Origin of the sequence: Sphingosinicella sp. LHD-64, from assembly GCF_031157375.1 — a bacterium.
GTDB lineage: Bacteria > Pseudomonadota > Alphaproteobacteria > Sphingomonadales > Sphingomonadaceae > Allosphingosinicella.
This window is the reverse complement of sequence record NZ_JAVIFV010000001.1, coordinates 935,362-950,741: the sequence shown is the minus strand read 5'-3', so window position 1 is coordinate 950,741 and position 15,380 is coordinate 935,362. Positions and strand designations below refer to the sequence as shown.

The window sequence follows — 15,380 nt, the reverse complement described above, 5'->3', positions numbered from 1 at the left end:
GCTTTCTCGTAACAGGAGCCGGCCATGCTTTCCCTGCGCCCGACCATCCTTCGTCCGCTCTGCGCCCTCGCGCTGCTCGCCGCCGGCACCGCCATCCCCGCATCGGTCGGGGCGGAGGCGGGCCAGGCCGTTCCCGACCCGATCCCGGCCCGTACCCAGGGCGTCGGTCCGTTCGCGCGCACCGTTCTGCGCAACGTCACCATCGTCGACGGCACCGGCGCGCCCCCGCGTGGTCCGGTCGACCTCGTCCTGGAGAACGACCGGATCGCGGAGATCCGCTCGATCGGCACGCCGGGGGCGATCAACGAACAGCTGCGCGCCGCGCCCGGCGACCACGAGATGGACCTGACCGGCTATTATGTCCTGCCCGGCTTCGTCGACACCCACACCCATCTCCATACCCTGAGCGACGGCCAGCACGTCCCCTCCGACTATATCCTGAAGCTCTGGATGGGGCATGGCGTCACCTCCGTGCGCGACGTCGGCAGCGGCGGCCGGCCGATCGAGTGGCTGGCGGACGTCGCCCGCCGCAGCGACCGCAACGAGATCGTCGCGCCGCGCATCGACATCTATCCGATGTTCCACGACATCCTCGACCGGCCGGTCAACGACCCCGAGACCGCGCGCCATGCGGTACGCGAGGCGAAACGGCGCGGCGCGGCCGGCATCAAGTTCATCGGCGGCGCCGAGGATGTGCTCTTCGCCGCGCTCGACGAGGCGGAACGGATCGGCCTGCGCACCACCATGCACCATGCCCAGCCGGTCGTCGCCTATGCGAACGTGCTCGACACCTCCGCCCACGGGCTCGACTCCATGGAACATTGGTACGGGCTGCCGGAGGCGATGTTCGAGGACCGGCAGGTCCAGGCCTTCCCGGTCGATTATGTGAACGACGACGAGCAGATGCGCTTCGGCGAGGCCGGCCAGCTCTGGGCGCAGACCGCCGCCCCCGGCTCGCCCGCCTGGGAGCAGGTGATGGACACGCTGCTCGAACGCAATTTCGTGTTGAGCCCGACCTTCACCGCCTATTTGACCAGCCGCGACTTCATGCGGATGAGCCGGGCGACTTGGCATGACGACTATACGCTGCCGGCGCTCTGGGACTGGTACCGGCCGAGCCGGGTCAACCACGGCTCCTACTGGTTCGACTGGACCACCGAAAACGAAATGGCCTGGCGGCAGAACTACCGCCTGTGGATGCAGTTCGTGAACGAATATAAGAACAGGGGCGGCACTGTCACGGTGGGCAGCGACAGCGGCTACATCTACAATCTCTACGGCTTCGGCTACGTTCAGGAGATGGAGCTGCTGCGCGAGGCCGGCTTCAGCCCGCTGGAAGTGATCCACGCAGCAACGCAGGCCGGCGCCCGTGCGCTGGGGCACGAGGACCAGGTCGGCACGATCCGGGCCGGGCGCAAGGCGGACCTCGTCATCGTCCAGGGCAATCCGGTGGCGAATCTGCGCCTCTTGTTCGGCACCGGCTCGTTGCGCCTCAACGACGAGACCGGCCAAACCGAGCGCGTCGGCGGCGTCGCCTATACGGTCAAGGACGGCATCATCTACGACGCCCGCCAGCTCCGCGCGGAGGTCCGGGCGATGGTCGCCGCCCAGCGCGCCGAGCGGAACATCCCGCCCGGGCCGATGGTCATCGAGGCGGCAGATCATACGCGCTGATACCGAGTCCTTGTCTCCATGCCGGACAAATCTCGGTCGAAATCGTCACGATCTTCACGACAAGGGGGCAAAAGCCGCTATGATCGGCCCATGAATACTGCCCTGGGCACCGATGCAATTGTCGTCCGCAATCTTTCCGACCAGCTCGTCGAGCTGGTGCGCAACCGCATCCTGAGCGGCGAGGTACTGCCGGACAGGCCGATCCGGCAGGAGCTGCTCGCCGCGCAGCTCGGGGTCAGCAAGATTCCATTGCGCGAGGCGCTGACCCGCCTCGAGCAGGAGGGGCTGCTCCGCGCCGAGGCCAATCGCGGCTATTTCGTGAGGGCGCTAAGCGCCGAAGAGGCCGAGGAAGTCTTCGCCCTGCGGCTGCAGTTGGAGCCGGACGCGGCGGCGCGTGCCTCCCACAACGCTACGCCGAACGACCGCAAGGCCGCGTGGGAAACGCTGGAGACGCTCGACCGGGTGACGACCGAGCATGGCGAAGGCGTCGGCGCGTTCAACCGCGCCTTCCACCTTGCCCTGATCCGCCCGTGCCGCCAGCCGATCACGATCGGCATCCTCGAACGCCTGCACGTCCTGTCCGAACGCTATGTGCGCAAGCATCTCGAGCCGCTTGGCCGGGACGAACGCGCCAATGACGAGCACCGGCTGCTGCTCGAAGCCTGGCTCGCTGCCGACGACGCCAAGCTGGTGCAGCTGCTGCGCATCCATATCGGCCAGACGCTCGAGGATCTGCGCCGGCAGCTGTCCGGCCGCGGAAATTAGCGTGATACGCTCAAGACACCCTTGACAGCCGGTCTCTTTCGGGATCGTATTCAGTATACGATTCTAGAATGAGGAGCTGAGCTATGCGCGAGCGTGTCGCCGTCCATCTTCTGTTGGCTTCGGTGTGTCTGGGATTGCTGCCGGGGAACGGCGCACTTGCCCAAACGGCGGGCGCACAGGGCACTGCCACGGCGCCGAGCCGCGCCGACGAGCGGCTCCGCGCGCTCTACAACGCCGAATGGGCATGGCGGCAGAACGAGCTCGGCCAGCTGGAGGGCTCCGGCCCGGGCGCGCTCGCCGATCATCTCCCGAAGGTCGATGCGGCGTCGCAGGCGGCGCGGCTCGCCTATTGGGAGAATGTGCTGCGGCAGCTCGACGCCATTCCGGTCGACCAGCTGTCGCCCGAGGAGAAGATCAACGCCGCCGTGTTCCGCGCCTCGATCGAAGGTCTGGCGAACGACGTGCGCTTCAAGATCTACGAGGCGCCGTTCAACGCAGACACCTTCTTCTGGGCGGGGATCGGTCCACGCCAGGGCTTCGACAATGCCGAGGAATATCGCCGCTATATCGGGCGCCTGTGCGATATCCCCCGCTATTTCGACGAGAATATCGCCAACATGCGCACCGGCCTGGCGCGCGGCTTCAGCGTGCCCCGCGTTTCGGTGACCGGGCGCGACGCGACGATCGAACCCTATCTCGCCGCCGACGAGACCAGCCCGCTGTTCCGCGCGTTCACCCATATGCCGTCAAACATCCCGGCGGCCGAGCAGCAGCAGCTCCGCACCGAAGGCCTGGCCGCGATCCGCGAAGCGGCGGCGCCCGCCTATCGCGCGCTGCTCGATTTCATGCGCAACGACTATATGCGCCAGACGCGCACCGCGATCGGCGCCTCCGAGATGCCGGACGGCGAAGCCTATTACCAGGCGATGATCCGCAAGTTCACCACCCTTGAGATCACCCCGCAGGAAGTCCATCAGACCGGTCTTCGCGAAGTCGCGCGCATTCGCGCCGAGATGGAGCAGGTGATGCGCCGGGCGAACTTCACCGGCACCTTCCCGGAATTCCTCCAGTTCCTGCGCACCGATCCGCAATTCTATGCGAAGACGCCCAACGAGCTGCTCGGCTATGCCTCCTATGTCGTGATGCGGGCGCAAGGGCAGCTCAGGAACATCATCGGCACGCTGCCCCGTTACCGCCACGGCATCATTCCGGTGCCGGACGAGCTTGCCCCCATCTACACCGGCGGCCGCGGCGGCCTGCAGAACTGCATGTTTAACACCTACAATCTGCCGGCCCGCCCGCTCTACACGCTGCCGTCGCTGGCCCTGCACGAATGCACGCCGGGCCACAGCTTCCAGGCGGCGCTGGCGCTGGAGGGGCCGAATCGCCCCGCGTTCCGCCAGGAGACCTATTTCTCCGGCTATGGCGAAGGCTGGGGCCTCTACACGGAGTGGCTCGGCACCGTCATGGGCATCTACCAGACCCCCTACGAGGATTTCGGCCGCCTCACCTACGAGATGTGGCGCGCCTGCCGGCTGGTGGTCGATACCGGCATCCACCAGTTCGGCTGGAGCCGCGATCGCGCGCTCGCCTATCTTCGCGACAATACCGCGCTTTCCGAGCATGAGATCACGACCGAAGTCGATCGCTACATCGCCTGGCCCGGCCAGGCGGTCGCCTACAAGCTCGGCGAGATCACCATCCGCCGCCTACGCGCCGAGGCCGAGCAGCGGCTCGGCACGCGCTTCGACCAGCGCGGGTTCCATGACACCATCCTCGGCCTCGGCTCGGTGCCGCTGCCGGTGCTCGAGGAGCAGGTCCGCGCCTGGATCGCCAGCGTCGAGAACGCGCCGGCGACCCCGGCCGGCCGGACCACCGGCTGACCGGCGCTCAGCGGCAGAACAGCCCGGCGCCGTAGCCGCGATAGTCGCAGTACCGGAAGAAGCGGAAGCCGAGCTTCGCCGCGACGCGCAACGACGCCTGGTTGTCGACATGGATGAGGCACACGGTCGATTGCAGCGCAGGCTGCGCCTCGACGGCCTCCACGACGGCCGCCGCCGCCTCGGTCGCGAAGCCGCGCCCGCGGAATTCGGAGGCGATCGTCCAGGTCATTTCGGGAACGGCATCGAAGTCCGGGCCGAGATTGCGCTGGAAGGAGGAGCCGCCGACCAGGCCGGCAAAGCGGCCGCTCGCCTTGTCCCGGACGGTGAAGACGCCGTAGCCGGCCACCAGCCAGTGCCCGACATGGCGCAGCAGCAGGTTCCACGCCTCGTCGGCCGTCATCGCGCCGCGCTCGGAATAGCGGAACATCGATGCATCCGCCGCCATGCGTTGCAGTGCGTGGAAATCCTCCAGCGTCGGCATGTCGAGCGCGAGGCGCGGCGTTTCGATCCGGCGCGGGAAGCGCGGCGCGGTGAGGCTCGGCGCCAGCCGCGGCGGTATGGCGATCGGCGCGGCAAGCGCCGGACGCGCTTCATCCCCGTTTCGGGCGGGCGCCGAGTCGTTGTTCGCCGGGCCATCGGCGGGCAACGGGCCCCGGCCGAACAGACGCGTCCAGGGCGGACCCGCAATCGCCTGGCCAGCGGCGTCGTCATTGGCGGCCCACTCGTTCACGGCCGGGCCACCTGAACGCGCGAGAACTTGGCAGCGGCTGGCGGCGCCGGCGGCGACGGCGCAGCGGTAAGTACGGGCGAAGGGTGAATGCAAAACAGCCTCCCTGGGTGCAGAATCAGGATCACGCCCAGCAGCAGGGCGAGTGCGATCGGCTTGGCGACATGGTCGAAGCTACGGCGGTCCATGACGGCTGGATAGCCGTGGGAGAGGCGGCGATCCTGAGGGGGGGCTGGAAAACAACCTCCCAGATTCTTTCCAGATTCCCGCCAGGCCCCACCATTCTTGCACCTCCGTCGCACCCAAATATGATAGGAGCCGGTGTCGCGTCGTCGGAGGCCCGGTTCATGTCGGCAGAGTTCGATCGCGAATGCGACCTCAGTTTCGGCGATTTCACCATCGTCCGCACCGACGAACGGCTCGTCGGGCCGAACGGGCCGGTCAAGCTCGGCCGCAAGGCGTTTCGCCTGCTGCTGATGCTCGCCGAGCAGGACGGCCAGCTGCTCACCAAGGACGCGCTGTTCGCGTCGGTCTGGGATGGGACGATCGTGACCGAGTCCGCCCTGACCTCGGTCATCAAGGAGCTGCGCCGGGCGCTCGACGACCCGTCGAGCAAGCCGCATTATATCGAAAGCGTGTACGGCCGCGGTTACCGCCTGCTTCCGGAGGTGACGCGGCAGTCTGCCCAGGCGCCTCCGCGGATCGTCAGGACCGCCGAGGCCCAGCGTCTGGGGCGGGCCCCGTTGCTCTACGTGCCGGCCTTCGACGATACCGCCATCGCCGAGACGGATCCCCATCTCGGCGCGGTGCTGCAGGAGGAGGTGCTGATCGCGCTTTCGCGGTTCCGGGACATCCGCCTGGTCTCCGACATGGATATGGCGCCGGGCGTGGACGGCGGCTCCGGCGAGAGGGACTATCGGCTGTCCGTCCGGCTGCTCCGCCATGGCGAGGGCATCCAGGCCTTCACCCGCATATCGCGCCTGCCGACCGGGGCGATCATCTGGGCCGATCAGATACTGCTCGAACAGCAAAGCTTGTCGCGCGGCGCAGAGGAGCTGACCCGCAGCGTAGCCGGTGCCGCTCTGCCCCGCCTCTACGACGACGTACTGCGCAATCTGCCCCTTCAGCCCGACGACGCTTACGATCACTATTTCACTGCGCGGCTAAGAATGCTCCGCCTCAATACCCTCGAGGAGGCGCGCGACCTGGCGTCGGCGTGGGAGCGGCTGATAGCGATCCATCCCGATCTCGTTCAGGCCTATCCACCGCTGATCCGTTTGTACAATACCGACTTTTGCTTCACCGGTCTCGGCGCGACGGGGGAGAGCGAGCGTCGCCGAGCCTATGAACTGGCGCACAAGGCGATCGCAATAGACCCCACGGAATCGCACCTCCATACGGTGAAAGGCTGGTGCCATTTATGGGCAGGCGAAGCGGCGCCAGCGCTCCAGCATTTCGATGAAGCATTCCGCATCAATCCCTACAGCCAGATTCGGCTGGTCGAGGTGGCGACCGGCCTGATGTTTCTTGATGAGCTGGATCGCGCGGCCGAGCTGTTGAGCCGCTGCCGAAGCCTGACGCTGTTCGCCACCGAAGGGCCGCGTGAGGAAGAGGGTCTCCTTTATCTCCTGCACCAGGAGTTCGCTACGGCCGCGGCACGGCTGGCGCTGGTAGCGCAGCGAACCATCTCCAGCGATCTCTATGCGCTCCTCGCTGCGGCTGGTGTTGGCGCAGCCGATGCGCCCGAGCGCGCTCGGGCCTGGCGTAGTGCCGTGGCGGCGCGTTGGTGCGGCTCGGGAGAACTCAGTGAGGAACAGCTTCTCGACTGGGTGCTTCGCTTCCATCCCTTCCAGCAGGAGGCCCGCCGTGAGTGGGTGCTCGGGCTGTTGAAACGGGTTCTGAAGGAAGCCACGGCGGAGCAATCCCGCATTCTTGTGCCAGCGCCTCGAGAAAGGCCGTCCTCACCAGCGGCGGGCGGATCGGAGGGATAGCTGAGTTATCCAATGCCGCGGCGATGCAGGCTTGCGCGTCGAGCCGCTTTTGCGACATTTGCCCGTCGCGCAACCATGCCCGAAGGCGCGCCTGTACAACAGTTGGAATGCCGGACGCGGCAATGAGGCCCTCCCAGCAACGCTCGATATAATGGATCTCTCCAGCGGCGATCAGCAATGACCGGGCATCCTCCAGCAAAAGCATTCGGTCGCGAAGGGCTCGGCAAAGGGTCGCCCGAACGTCCACCAGCGGAATGGAAACCGGGCGCCATCCCGCGTCGGCGGGACCATGAATGAGAGCGACCTCATCATCGCCAACGATGCGACCGCTGGCATAAGCTCGATAGATCGAGCCGACGCCGATCATGCCCAACGCCGCCATTTCCGCTGCGCGCAGCGCGCCGATGCTGCTTGCCCCGAGAATCCGGACACCCTCCGATAAGAGCAAAAGAATCTCTTTGTGCCGCACCGCCGGGCGATGGTCGAAATAGCCGTCGATCAGGCAGACGGTCAGCTCCGGACCGGCATCGAGGCGCAGCAAGTCACCCGCTTCCGCCGGCGGACACCATTCGACGCCATAGACGCCGGCGCGGTCCTCCGGTGGCAGGGAAGGGCCAGCAAAGGCGACGACCGTCATCAGGCCGCTCGGCGGCTTCGGGTTAGCGAGCCGAGGCCGGGCACGAAAGCCTTGGTCACGACGATCCCCTCCAAACCCTCGCTGAGCATCTTCACGGCGATTTGCCTGTAGCCATGCATCGCCAGCTCCTCCACGATGGCCTCCCAGCTCGAATGCGAGACTGTAAATTCACGCCATGGCTGTAATCGGATGCGCCTTCCGGCCCCCGCCGGCTTCTCCTCTCGGGCTGAATAGTAGGACGGCAATATGTCATCCCGCACTCCGGCGATCAGGGTGAGGCGGGACTGAATTGCCTCGGCAAGTGCCTTGAAAAGCGCGACTTCCGCGTCCGGATGGGCCGACGTGCCATGGAACCGGCGATATTGCGGCCCGAATTCTTCCTGCGCTCCAATGGCGCAGCAAAAGACCGGCACGCTGGTAAAGGACGGCACGGGATAACAGTCCAAGGCGACGTTGAAGGACCGAAAACGGTCTCTCCACGCCTGAAACCAATCGAAGGGTACTGTCGACAAGTCTATAGCGTCGCAAACTGGCATTGCCGTCGCCGATCTTTGCCACGCTCCGACCGCGTCGCGCTCGATGAGCTCCAGGACAGAGGTTTGGAGAGCAGCGCTATGGGTCGGACCGGCCCCCAGTCCCGAGCTGGAGCGATCGAATGGGCTCGGCAGGCCCTTCGTGTAGTCCAAAGAGACCACCGCTTGAGGGATATAGAGAGCGTTGCCAGTTATCGCGTCGGTTGTTCTGCACCATTGGATCGCCGCTTCATCCGGAAGGACGACATCGCGACTGCTGCAGAAATCTCCGATTTCCGCAGCAGTTTGCGACGCGGGCAATTCGTCGAAGCGACTGACCGGGCCATCGGCTTGGGCATTTTCGGCGCAATGGCTTTCGATAGCTTCGCAAAGAGCGCCGATCTTCGCGGCTATTGGCGATGCGCCTTTGCCCTGATGCACGCTGAGCGCGCGTCCGGCTGGGCGCACCGCCTGCCAGACAGGCAAAGACAACCGGTCAAGGCCGGTGATATCGGCAAGTCGCGTCACACCGCATTTTTCGGATGCGGCCAGCACATGCTCGAAGAAGGCCGAGTCCGCGAAGGCCGCCGGCCCAAAATCAGAGTGCCGCGTGTCGCTATCAGCTGAAGAGCGGTGGTTCTGTATTGGCAAATGTCGCGGACGGCGATTCGGTGTTAGCAAACGTCATTGATGGCGGTTCAGTATTCGCGAACGCCGCTGATGGTGGCTCGGTATTCGCAAACGTCGCCGACGGCGGCTCAGTGTTAGCAAACGTTACTGAAGGAGGTTCCGTGTTGGCGAAGGATATGGATGCTGCGCCGCCATCTAATATCTCCGCTGCATCCATTAGTTCGTTTGGATCGGGTGCGCTCATCCTTCTCTCCTCACCGATACAAATCCACAGATGACATTTATCAATGAATAGTCTCTGTTGCCGCCCATGGAATTTCATCGGCTGTGGCAGCGACTCGCTTCATAGCACACTTTTACTCACAATGTGTTCGGCGGCGGATCCGTTTGGGCAAACTGCAGTCCAAGCGGCGGACCTCCCACCATCCGCAGCGCCATGCCGGCCTGCTGGGGTTGTTGCAGCGCCACGTCCTGCGTCGGGCTGGCGGAGAGGGGCTCCTCCAACAATGTGGCCCGCAGTCCGCCGCTGCCGAGCATGGTTTGCAGCTGCGTGACCGAGGCCTGCTGCTGCTGAGTGATGTCCGGGTGATTGGGATCGTATTCGAGCACGGCGAGCGTCAGATAAAGCTTCCCGTCCTTCTCGATCAGGAATTGCGGCTCCGCCAGCGCCGCCCTGGCCGCGGCTCCCGTCCCGACATTGACGACTCTTCCTGCCATCATCTTACCTCCCCGAAAAATTGAATGATAGAAGAACGGAAGAATGGAGTAGTAGCATGGACGTGTGCCGGCCGATAGCCTTTCGCTATCGACAGCATTTCGTGATCCGCCGGAAAGCTGGGCATACTGACGATCTCGACCGGACGGGCTCTCCACTGCCGAGCATCTCGCTCGGTGGCTGCGCCTCGGTGTCCTCGGGATCATATTCGAGAACAGCGAGTGTCAGATAGAGCTTGTCGCCGTGCTCAAGCACGAATTGTGGTTCGCCAAGCGCAGGCGTGACTGACGTGCTGACATGGACGGTCCGCGGATCAGTCGACATTCCAGCGTCCCCCTGGGTTCGGTCCGACTCTAGCACAGGCCCGCGGCCGGGTGCGACCGATTCGTCCCGAGGTGGAGCGGGACGGGTTCGTTCATACAAATTGCGACATTTATGAACGGACTCTGTCGGCGGCATTCAGCCGGCGGGCAGCGCCCGCGGGGTAGAAGCGCGTCAGTTTTGAAGGAGGAGTATCCATGCGTAAGGTTCTTGTTTCCATCGCGCTGGCCACCGCCACGATCGGCTCGACTGCCATCGTCGCGTCGCCGGCCGTCGCCCAGCCGGCATGGCGTCTGCACCCCGGCGCCAATCGCCAGATCCAGCAGGACATCAACCAGCTCGATCGCCGGATCACTCGCGCCGAGCAGCGCCGCACGATCTCGCGCCGCGAGGCGTTCGGCCTGCGCCGCGAGGCGAACGACATCCGCCGGCTCTATGCCCGCTATTCGCGCAACGGGCTCGACCGGCGCGAGGTGCGCGATCTGCAGAGCCGCGTGAATACCGTCCATGCGCGCCTGCGCTACGAACGCCGCGACTGGGACCGCTGGCGGGGCTAAACGCTGACAAGGGGCCCCGCGTTCGTTGACGCGGCGCCCTCAAAATCCCTATAGCGGGGAGCGAAAGGCGGCCTGTTTGCGCGGGCCGCCTTTTTCCCTTGGCCCGCTAGAGGATTTTCAGAAATGACCATCACCCCGCTCATGCCTGTCTATCCGCGCTCGCCGGTGCGGCCGGTGCGAGGCGAAGGGGTCTACCTCTATGGCGAGCAGGGCGAGAAGTATCTCGACTTCGCCAGCGGCATCGCGGTCAACCTCCTGGGCCACGGCCATCCGGTCCTCACCGGGGCGATCCAGGACCAGGCGGCGACGCTGATCCACGTCTCCAATCTCTACGGCAGCCCACAGGGCGAGGCCTATGCTCAGCGCCTCGTCGACCTCACCTTCGCCGACACGGTGTTCCTGACCAATTCGGGTGCCGAGGCGGTCGAGTGTGCGATCAAGACCGCGCGCCGCTACCACCATCATCACGGTCGTCCCGAGAAGCACGAGCTGGTCACCTTCGCCAACGCCTTTCACGGTCGTACGCTGGGCACGATCAGCGCGACCAACCAGGAGAAGCTGCGCGACGGCTTCGCGCCGCTGCTGCCGGGCTTCACGGTCGTCCCGTTCGACGATCTCGATGCGGTGAAGGCCGCGATGGGCCCGCACACCGCCGGCTTCCTGATCGAGCCGATTCAGGGCGAAGGCGGCATCCGCCCGGCCAGCCCGGAGTTCATGAAGGGTCTGCGCCAGCTCGCGGATGAGAACGACCTGATGCTCGTCCTCGACGAGGTCCAATGCGGGTTCGCGCGCACCGGCAAGATGTTCGCGCACGAGCATTACGGCATCACCCCGGACATCATGGCGGTGGCCAAGGGCATCGGCGGCGGCTTCCCGATGGGCGCCTGCCTCGCCACCGAGAAGGCGGCGGCCGGGATGGTCGTCGGCACCCACGGCTCGACCTATGGCGGCAACCCGCTTGCCTGCGCTGCCGGCCAGGCGGTGCTCGACGTCGTCGCCAATGACGACTTCCTCGCCCACGTCACCCGAATGGGCGAGCGCCTGCGCGGCGCGCTCGAGCAGATGATCCCCAATCACGACCATCTGTTCGAGGGCGTGCGGGGCATGGGCCTCATCCTCGGCATCAAGATGAAGAGCGACAGCCGCGCCTTCGTCACCCACCTGCGCGAGCACGGGCTGCTCACCGTCGCCGCGGGCGACAATGTCCTGCGCGTGCTGCCGCCGCTGGTGATCGAGGACGCGCATGTCGCCGAGTTCGTCGAGAAGCTTTCCGAGGCGGCGCGGCAATACGAGGTGCCGGCCGCCGCCTGACCTGCCTGGCCGCGCCTATTGAACCCGGCCGGTTCGTCGCCACATCGGCTTCATGGCTTCTGAACCCGTTTCCCACGCGGCGTCGGCTGCAAATGTCGATGTCGCGATCGGCTTCGCGCTGCCCGGCAGGCACGCGCGCGGCCGCCTCGTGCGTCTCGGGCCCGTGCTCGACGAGGTGCTGTCGGCGCATGCCTATCCGGCGCCGATCGCCCGCATCCTTTCGGAGGCGCTGACCCTGACCGCGCTCCTCGGCGCGATGCTGAAGGACGCGGGCGGGCAGCTCACGCTCCAGGCCCAGACGGAGGCGGGGATCATCGACCTGCTCGTCGCCGACTACAGGAATGGCGAGCTGCGCGGCTATGTCCGCTTCGACGCGGAGCGCCTTGCGGAGACCGCGGTGCTGCCCTCGCTCGTCGACCTGTTCGGCAAGGGCTATCTCGCCGTCACGTTCGACCAGGCAGTGTCGAACGAACGCTACCAGGGCATCGTGCCGCTGGAGGGCGAAAGCCTCGCCGAGGCAGCGCAGCATTTCTTCAGCCAGTCCGAGCAGATTCCGAGCCTCGTCCGGCTCGCGGTCGACGATACCGGCCATGTCGCGGGCGGTATCCTCCTCCAGCATCTCCCCGAGGGTGAGGAGGGACGCGAGCGGCTGCACACCCGGCTCGACCATCCGGAATGGGACCATGTCCGCATTCTCGCCGAGACGGTCCGCGAGGGCGAACTCACCGACAGGGCGCTGTCGCTCGAGACCCTGCTCTGGCGGCTGTTCCACGACGAGGAGGAGGTGCGCGTGCTCGCCGCCCAGCCGCTCGTCCGCGGCTGCCGGTGCAGCGCGGAGCATATCCGAAGCGTCATTTCCCGTTTCGCGCCCGAAGAGCGCGCCGAGATGATCGACACGGAAGGCGTCATCAGGGTCGATTGCGAATTCTGCTCGCGATCCTTTCCGATCCGGCTGAGCGATCTGGAGGTCTGAGGAATCGATTCGCTCAGGAATTTTTGCTAGGGCGCCGGGGCCGGGTGGTGGGGGCAGACCGGCCGCTTCATGGGAGTGGCTGATGATCGACATGTGTTCCTTCGTCCGGATGGCGTTCCTGCTGGGTCTCGGCGCATTGGGCGCCAGCTCAGCCGTCCCCCAGGGGCGCGGAGCCCTTCCGGTGCTCGATCGGCTGGAGGCCGGGCAGTGGGAGCTGCGCACACCCAGCAACAGCCGGATCGCGGCCATCTGCCTCGGCGATCCCGGCCAGCTGGTTCAGCCGCGGCACCAGGGCACGGACTGCCCCCGGACCCTGATCGGCAGTGACGACCGTTCGGTGACCGTCCGCTATTCCTGTCCCGGCACGGGTTCGGGGCGGACGGTCGTGCGCGTCGAAACGCCGCGGCTGGCACAGATCGACAGCCAGGGCCTCGACCGCGGCATCCCCTTCGCAGTCCGGGCGGAGGCTCGCCGGATCGGCGCCTGCAACTAGGAAATCTGCGTTAACGCCCTGTTTACCAAGGATTTGCTAGGGAGGCTGCGTGCCGTGTGGGCACGCTTTCCTCCCTAGACAGGCGAAAGCCTGAACTGGGCCGCTCCCTCACCAGGGGAGCGGCCCGTTCTTTTCCGGCGCTACATCGCTATATGGCCGCGCATGAGCGACAAACCCCTTGCGGTGGTCCTGCTCTCGGGCGGACTCGATTCGATGGTGGCGGCCGGCCTCGCGCGCGAGGCCGGCTTCCGACTGCTCGCGCTCACCGTCGACTACAATCAACGGCATCGGGTCGAGCTCGAAGCAGCGGCGCGGATCGCGGCGGCGCTGGGTGCGGAGCGGCACATCGTGCTGCCGCTCGATCTCAGCCGCTTCGGCGGATCGGCGCTGACCGACGACATCGCCGTACCGAAGGCCGGGGTAGAGGCGGACGTGATCCCCGTCACCTACGTACCAGCCCGCAACACCATCTTCCTCTCGCTCTGTCTCGGCTGGGCCGAAGCCGCAGGCGCACGCGACCTGTTCATCGGCGTCAACGCGCTCGATTATTCCGGCTATCCAGACTGCCGACCCGATTTCATCGCCGCGTTCGAAACGATGGCGAACGTCGCGACCAAGGCTGGGGTGGAGGGCGACCGCTTCACCGTTCACACGCCGCTGATCGCGCTCTCCAAGGCCGATATCGCGCAGGAGGCGGAGCGGCTCGGGCTCGACGCCGGCATGAGCTGGTCCTGCTACGATCCGACGCCCGACGGCGCGCATTGCGGCCTGTGCGATTCCTGCCGGCTGCGCGCCAAGGGTTTCGCCGCGGCCGGCCTTCCCGATCCCATCCGCTATGCGGCGACGCCATGAGCTACGCCGTCAAGGAGATTTTCCTCACCCTCCAGGGCGAAGGGATGCAGGTGGGGCGACGCGCCGTCTTCCTGCGCCTCGCCGGCTGCAATCTGTGGAGCGGCAGGGAGCAGGATCGAGCCACGGCGCAGTGCAGGTTCTGCGACACCGATTTCGTCGGCATGGATGGCGAGAATGGCGGTCGTTATGCGGCGGACGCGTTGTCCGGAAAGGTTGCCCAGCTGTGGGCTGAAGGTGAGCATCCGCTTGTCGTCGTGACGGGCGGCGAGCCCTCCCTGCAACTCGATGCCCGACTGATCGAGGCGCTTCACGCGCGCGGTTTCGAGGTCGCGATCGAGACCAACGGCACCTTGCCGGCGCCGGACGGGCTCGACTGGATCTGCGTCAGCCCCAAGGCGGGCACCGAGGTGGTCCAGCGCTCGGGCAACGAACTCAAGCTGGTCTGGCCACAGCCTGGAATCGATCCGGCGGCGCTGGCCGGCTGGGATTTCGACCATTTCCTGATCCAGCCGATGGACGGCGCCGACCGCGATGCCGCGCTTCGCGCCTCGATCGACTTGGTGATGGCCAATCCGGCCTGGCGGCTCAGCCTTCAGACCCACAAGCTTCTCGGCCTACCCTAACGCCGTCGCTCCGCGCGCTGGGCCTCGCGCTGGTCGCGTTCGCACTGGCGGCGTTCGCGGCGATCCTGGATCGACGAGCAGTTCCAGGCGAGGTTCACCGGCGCCAGCGCGATCGGCATGCGGGTGAAGGTGTAGGCGTCCTGCACCGGCGTCAGGCTGCTGCGAAGCGCACGGACCCGGTTGACGCCGACAGTGTAGAACTCGCCCTGGCGCGCGGCGAGCAACTCGCGGCCGATCTTTGCCGCCGTCTGGCAGAAGCCGAGCTGCGCCTGGAGCGTCGAGAAATTGTTGTAGGTCTGGGTCGAATAGTCGTCGAAGCGGCGCGGGCCGGTACGACCGTGGACGCGGCGGAAATAGCCTTCCAGCGCGGTATAGGCGGCGGCGAGCTCGCGGGCGTGGTGGCCCAGGATGCCGTTATAATTGTCGACGGTGCGCAGATAGGGCGAAAACTGGCACTGCAGCGCCGCCACGTTGAGGCCGGAGCGCAGGTTCCAGACCAGATGGGCACGATATTCGGCCGGAGTCGCGCCGGGCAAAGGAATGCCCACCATCGGATCGCTCGGCTCGATCGGGGCGGTCGGGAAGTTGGGATCGTAGAGCAGGACCTGGGCCGCGGCCGGCGCCACACCGGCCAAACCGAGCGCAGCAATCAGCGCCAGTGATGCGGCCTTGAGGCGCGATTTCAAAGACTTGCCCATGGCTCCCTCCCACCTTGG

Annotated in this window: 15 protein-coding genes and 1 pseudogene; 10 read left to right on the top strand and 6 right to left on the bottom strand. The window is 66.1% G+C overall.

The window, feature by feature from the left end; genetic code table 11:
- The first annotated feature begins 24 nt into the window (after positions 1-24).
- The 3 genes from RCO27_RS04550 (at position 25) to RCO27_RS04540 (ending at position 4,322) form a co-directional block, all read left to right on the top strand.
- The gene (locus RCO27_RS04550) at positions 25-1,674 is read left to right on the top strand and encodes an amidohydrolase family protein (RefSeq protein WP_309001445.1); all 1,650 of its coding nucleotides are present in this window, start codon (positions 25-27) and stop codon (positions 1,672-1,674) included.
- Positions 1,675-1,764: 90 nt separating this feature from the next.
- A complete protein-coding gene (locus RCO27_RS04545; RefSeq protein WP_309001444.1) occupies positions 1,765-2,439 on the top strand; it encodes a GntR family transcriptional regulator in 675 nt (224 codons plus the stop codon).
- Between the two features lie 83 nt (positions 2,440-2,522).
- Positions 2,523-4,322: a DUF885 family protein gene (locus RCO27_RS04540; RefSeq protein WP_309001443.1), complete on the top strand. Its 1,800-nt coding sequence runs from the start codon at positions 2,523-2,525 to the stop codon at positions 4,320-4,322.
- 7 nt (positions 4,323-4,329) lie between these two features.
- Here the strand turns inward: RCO27_RS04540 and RCO27_RS04535 are convergent, their stop codons facing one another.
- Entirely contained in the window at positions 4,330-5,052 is a 723-nt protein-coding gene (locus RCO27_RS04535) for a GNAT family N-acetyltransferase (RefSeq protein WP_309001442.1), read from the bottom strand.
- 161 nt (positions 5,053-5,213) lie between these two features.
- Here RCO27_RS04535 and RCO27_RS04530 point away from each other — a divergent pair.
- A pseudogene (locus tag RCO27_RS04530) lies at positions 5,214-5,696 on the top strand (transcriptional regulator); the annotation flags it as partial.
- A 1,156-nt stretch (positions 5,697-6,852) separates the two neighbouring features.
- Here RCO27_RS04530 and RCO27_RS04525 read toward each other — a convergent pair.
- The 4 genes from RCO27_RS04525 to RCO27_RS04510 form a co-directional block, all read right to left on the bottom strand.
- Positions 6,853-7,677, bottom strand: coding sequence for a TfuA-like protein (locus RCO27_RS04525; RefSeq protein WP_309001441.1), 825 nt, complete (start codon positions 7,675-7,677; stop codon positions 6,853-6,855).
- Positions 7,677-8,840 (bottom strand): YcaO-like family protein, encoded by a 1,164-nt coding sequence (locus RCO27_RS04520; RefSeq protein WP_309001440.1) that lies wholly within the window; start codon positions 8,838-8,840, stop codon positions 7,677-7,679. Before RCO27_RS04520 ends, RCO27_RS04525 begins: the two co-directional genes overlap by 1 nt.
- Positions 8,809-9,063 carry a hypothetical protein gene (locus tag RCO27_RS04515; protein WP_309001439.1) on the bottom strand — a complete coding sequence of 85 codons (255 nt, stop codon included), beginning with the start codon at positions 9,061-9,063 and terminating at the stop codon, positions 8,809-8,811. Before RCO27_RS04515 ends, RCO27_RS04520 begins: the two co-directional genes overlap by 32 nt.
- A gap of 116 nt (positions 9,064-9,179) precedes the next feature.
- The gene (locus RCO27_RS04510; RefSeq protein ID WP_309001438.1) at positions 9,180-9,539 is read right to left on the bottom strand and encodes a hypothetical protein; all 360 of its coding nucleotides are present in this window, start codon (positions 9,537-9,539) and stop codon (positions 9,180-9,182) included.
- Between the two features lie 513 nt (positions 9,540-10,052).
- On the opposite strand from RCO27_RS04510, the gene RCO27_RS04505 reads away from it, so the two are divergent.
- From RCO27_RS04505 to queE, 6 genes are all read left to right on the top strand, one after another.
- Positions 10,053-10,412, top strand: a complete 360-nt coding sequence (locus RCO27_RS04505) for a hypothetical protein (protein WP_309001437.1) — start codon at positions 10,053-10,055, stop codon at positions 10,410-10,412.
- Between the two features lie 123 nt (positions 10,413-10,535).
- On the top strand, positions 10,536-11,723 hold the full coding sequence (locus RCO27_RS04500; protein WP_309001436.1) for an aspartate aminotransferase family protein: 1,188 nt from the start codon (positions 10,536-10,538) through the stop codon (positions 11,721-11,723).
- Positions 11,724-11,775: 52 nt separating this feature from the next.
- On the top strand, positions 11,776-12,696 hold the full coding sequence (locus RCO27_RS04495) for an Hsp33 family molecular chaperone HslO (protein WP_309001435.1): 921 nt from the start codon (positions 11,776-11,778) through the stop codon (positions 12,694-12,696).
- Between the two features lie 82 nt (positions 12,697-12,778).
- Complete coding sequence (locus RCO27_RS04490; protein ID WP_309001434.1) at positions 12,779-13,189, top strand: hypothetical protein; 411 nt, start codon at positions 12,779-12,781, stop codon at positions 13,187-13,189.
- A 162-nt stretch (positions 13,190-13,351) separates the two neighbouring features.
- Complete coding sequence (queC, locus tag RCO27_RS04485; RefSeq protein WP_309001433.1) at positions 13,352-14,041, top strand: 7-cyano-7-deazaguanine synthase QueC; 690 nt, start codon at positions 13,352-13,354, stop codon at positions 14,039-14,041.
- A complete protein-coding gene (queE, locus tag RCO27_RS04480) occupies positions 14,038-14,664 on the top strand; it encodes a 7-carboxy-7-deazaguanine synthase (protein WP_309001432.1) in 627 nt (208 codons plus the stop codon). The genes queC and queE overlap by 4 nt, the downstream gene beginning before the upstream one ends.
- Here queE and RCO27_RS04475 read toward each other — a convergent pair.
- Positions 14,661-15,362 (bottom strand): hypothetical protein, encoded by a 702-nt coding sequence (locus tag RCO27_RS04475; RefSeq protein ID WP_309001431.1) that lies wholly within the window; start codon positions 15,360-15,362, stop codon positions 14,661-14,663. The two genes, queE and RCO27_RS04475, sit on opposite strands and share 4 nt — an antisense overlap.
- Positions 15,363-15,380 lie beyond the last annotated feature (18 nt).

Coding starts and splice junctions, on each gene's coding strand:
- RCO27_RS04500 (WP_309001436.1), top strand. CDS start 10,536: ATGACCATCACCCCGCTCATGCCTGTCTATCCGCGCTCGCCGGTGCGG.
- RCO27_RS04515 (WP_309001439.1), bottom strand. CDS start 9,063: ATGAGCGCACCCGATCCAAACGAACTAATGGATGCAGCGGAGATATTA.
- RCO27_RS04505 (WP_309001437.1), top strand. CDS start 10,053: ATGCGTAAGGTTCTTGTTTCCATCGCGCTGGCCACCGCCACGATCGGC.
- RCO27_RS04475 (WP_309001431.1), bottom strand. CDS start 15,362: ATGGGCAAGTCTTTGAAATCGCGCCTCAAGGCCGCATCACTGGCGCTG.
- RCO27_RS04550 (WP_309001445.1), top strand. CDS start 25: ATGCTTTCCCTGCGCCCGACCATCCTTCGTCCGCTCTGCGCCCTCGCG.
- RCO27_RS04490 (WP_309001434.1), top strand. CDS start 12,779: ATGATCGACATGTGTTCCTTCGTCCGGATGGCGTTCCTGCTGGGTCTC.
- RCO27_RS04510 (WP_309001438.1), bottom strand. CDS start 9,539: ATGATGGCAGGAAGAGTCGTCAATGTCGGGACGGGAGCCGCGGCCAGG.
- queC (WP_309001433.1), top strand. CDS start 13,352: ATGAGCGACAAACCCCTTGCGGTGGTCCTGCTCTCGGGCGGACTCGAT.
- RCO27_RS04540 (WP_309001443.1), top strand. CDS start 2,523: ATGCGCGAGCGTGTCGCCGTCCATCTTCTGTTGGCTTCGGTGTGTCTG.
- RCO27_RS04545 (WP_309001444.1), top strand. CDS start 1,765: ATGAATACTGCCCTGGGCACCGATGCAATTGTCGTCCGCAATCTTTCC.
- RCO27_RS04495 (WP_309001435.1), top strand. CDS start 11,776: ATGGCTTCTGAACCCGTTTCCCACGCGGCGTCGGCTGCAAATGTCGAT.
- RCO27_RS04525 (WP_309001441.1), bottom strand. CDS start 7,677: ATGACGGTCGTCGCCTTTGCTGGCCCTTCCCTGCCACCGGAGGACCGC.
- queE (WP_309001432.1), top strand. CDS start 14,038: ATGAGCTACGCCGTCAAGGAGATTTTCCTCACCCTCCAGGGCGAAGGG.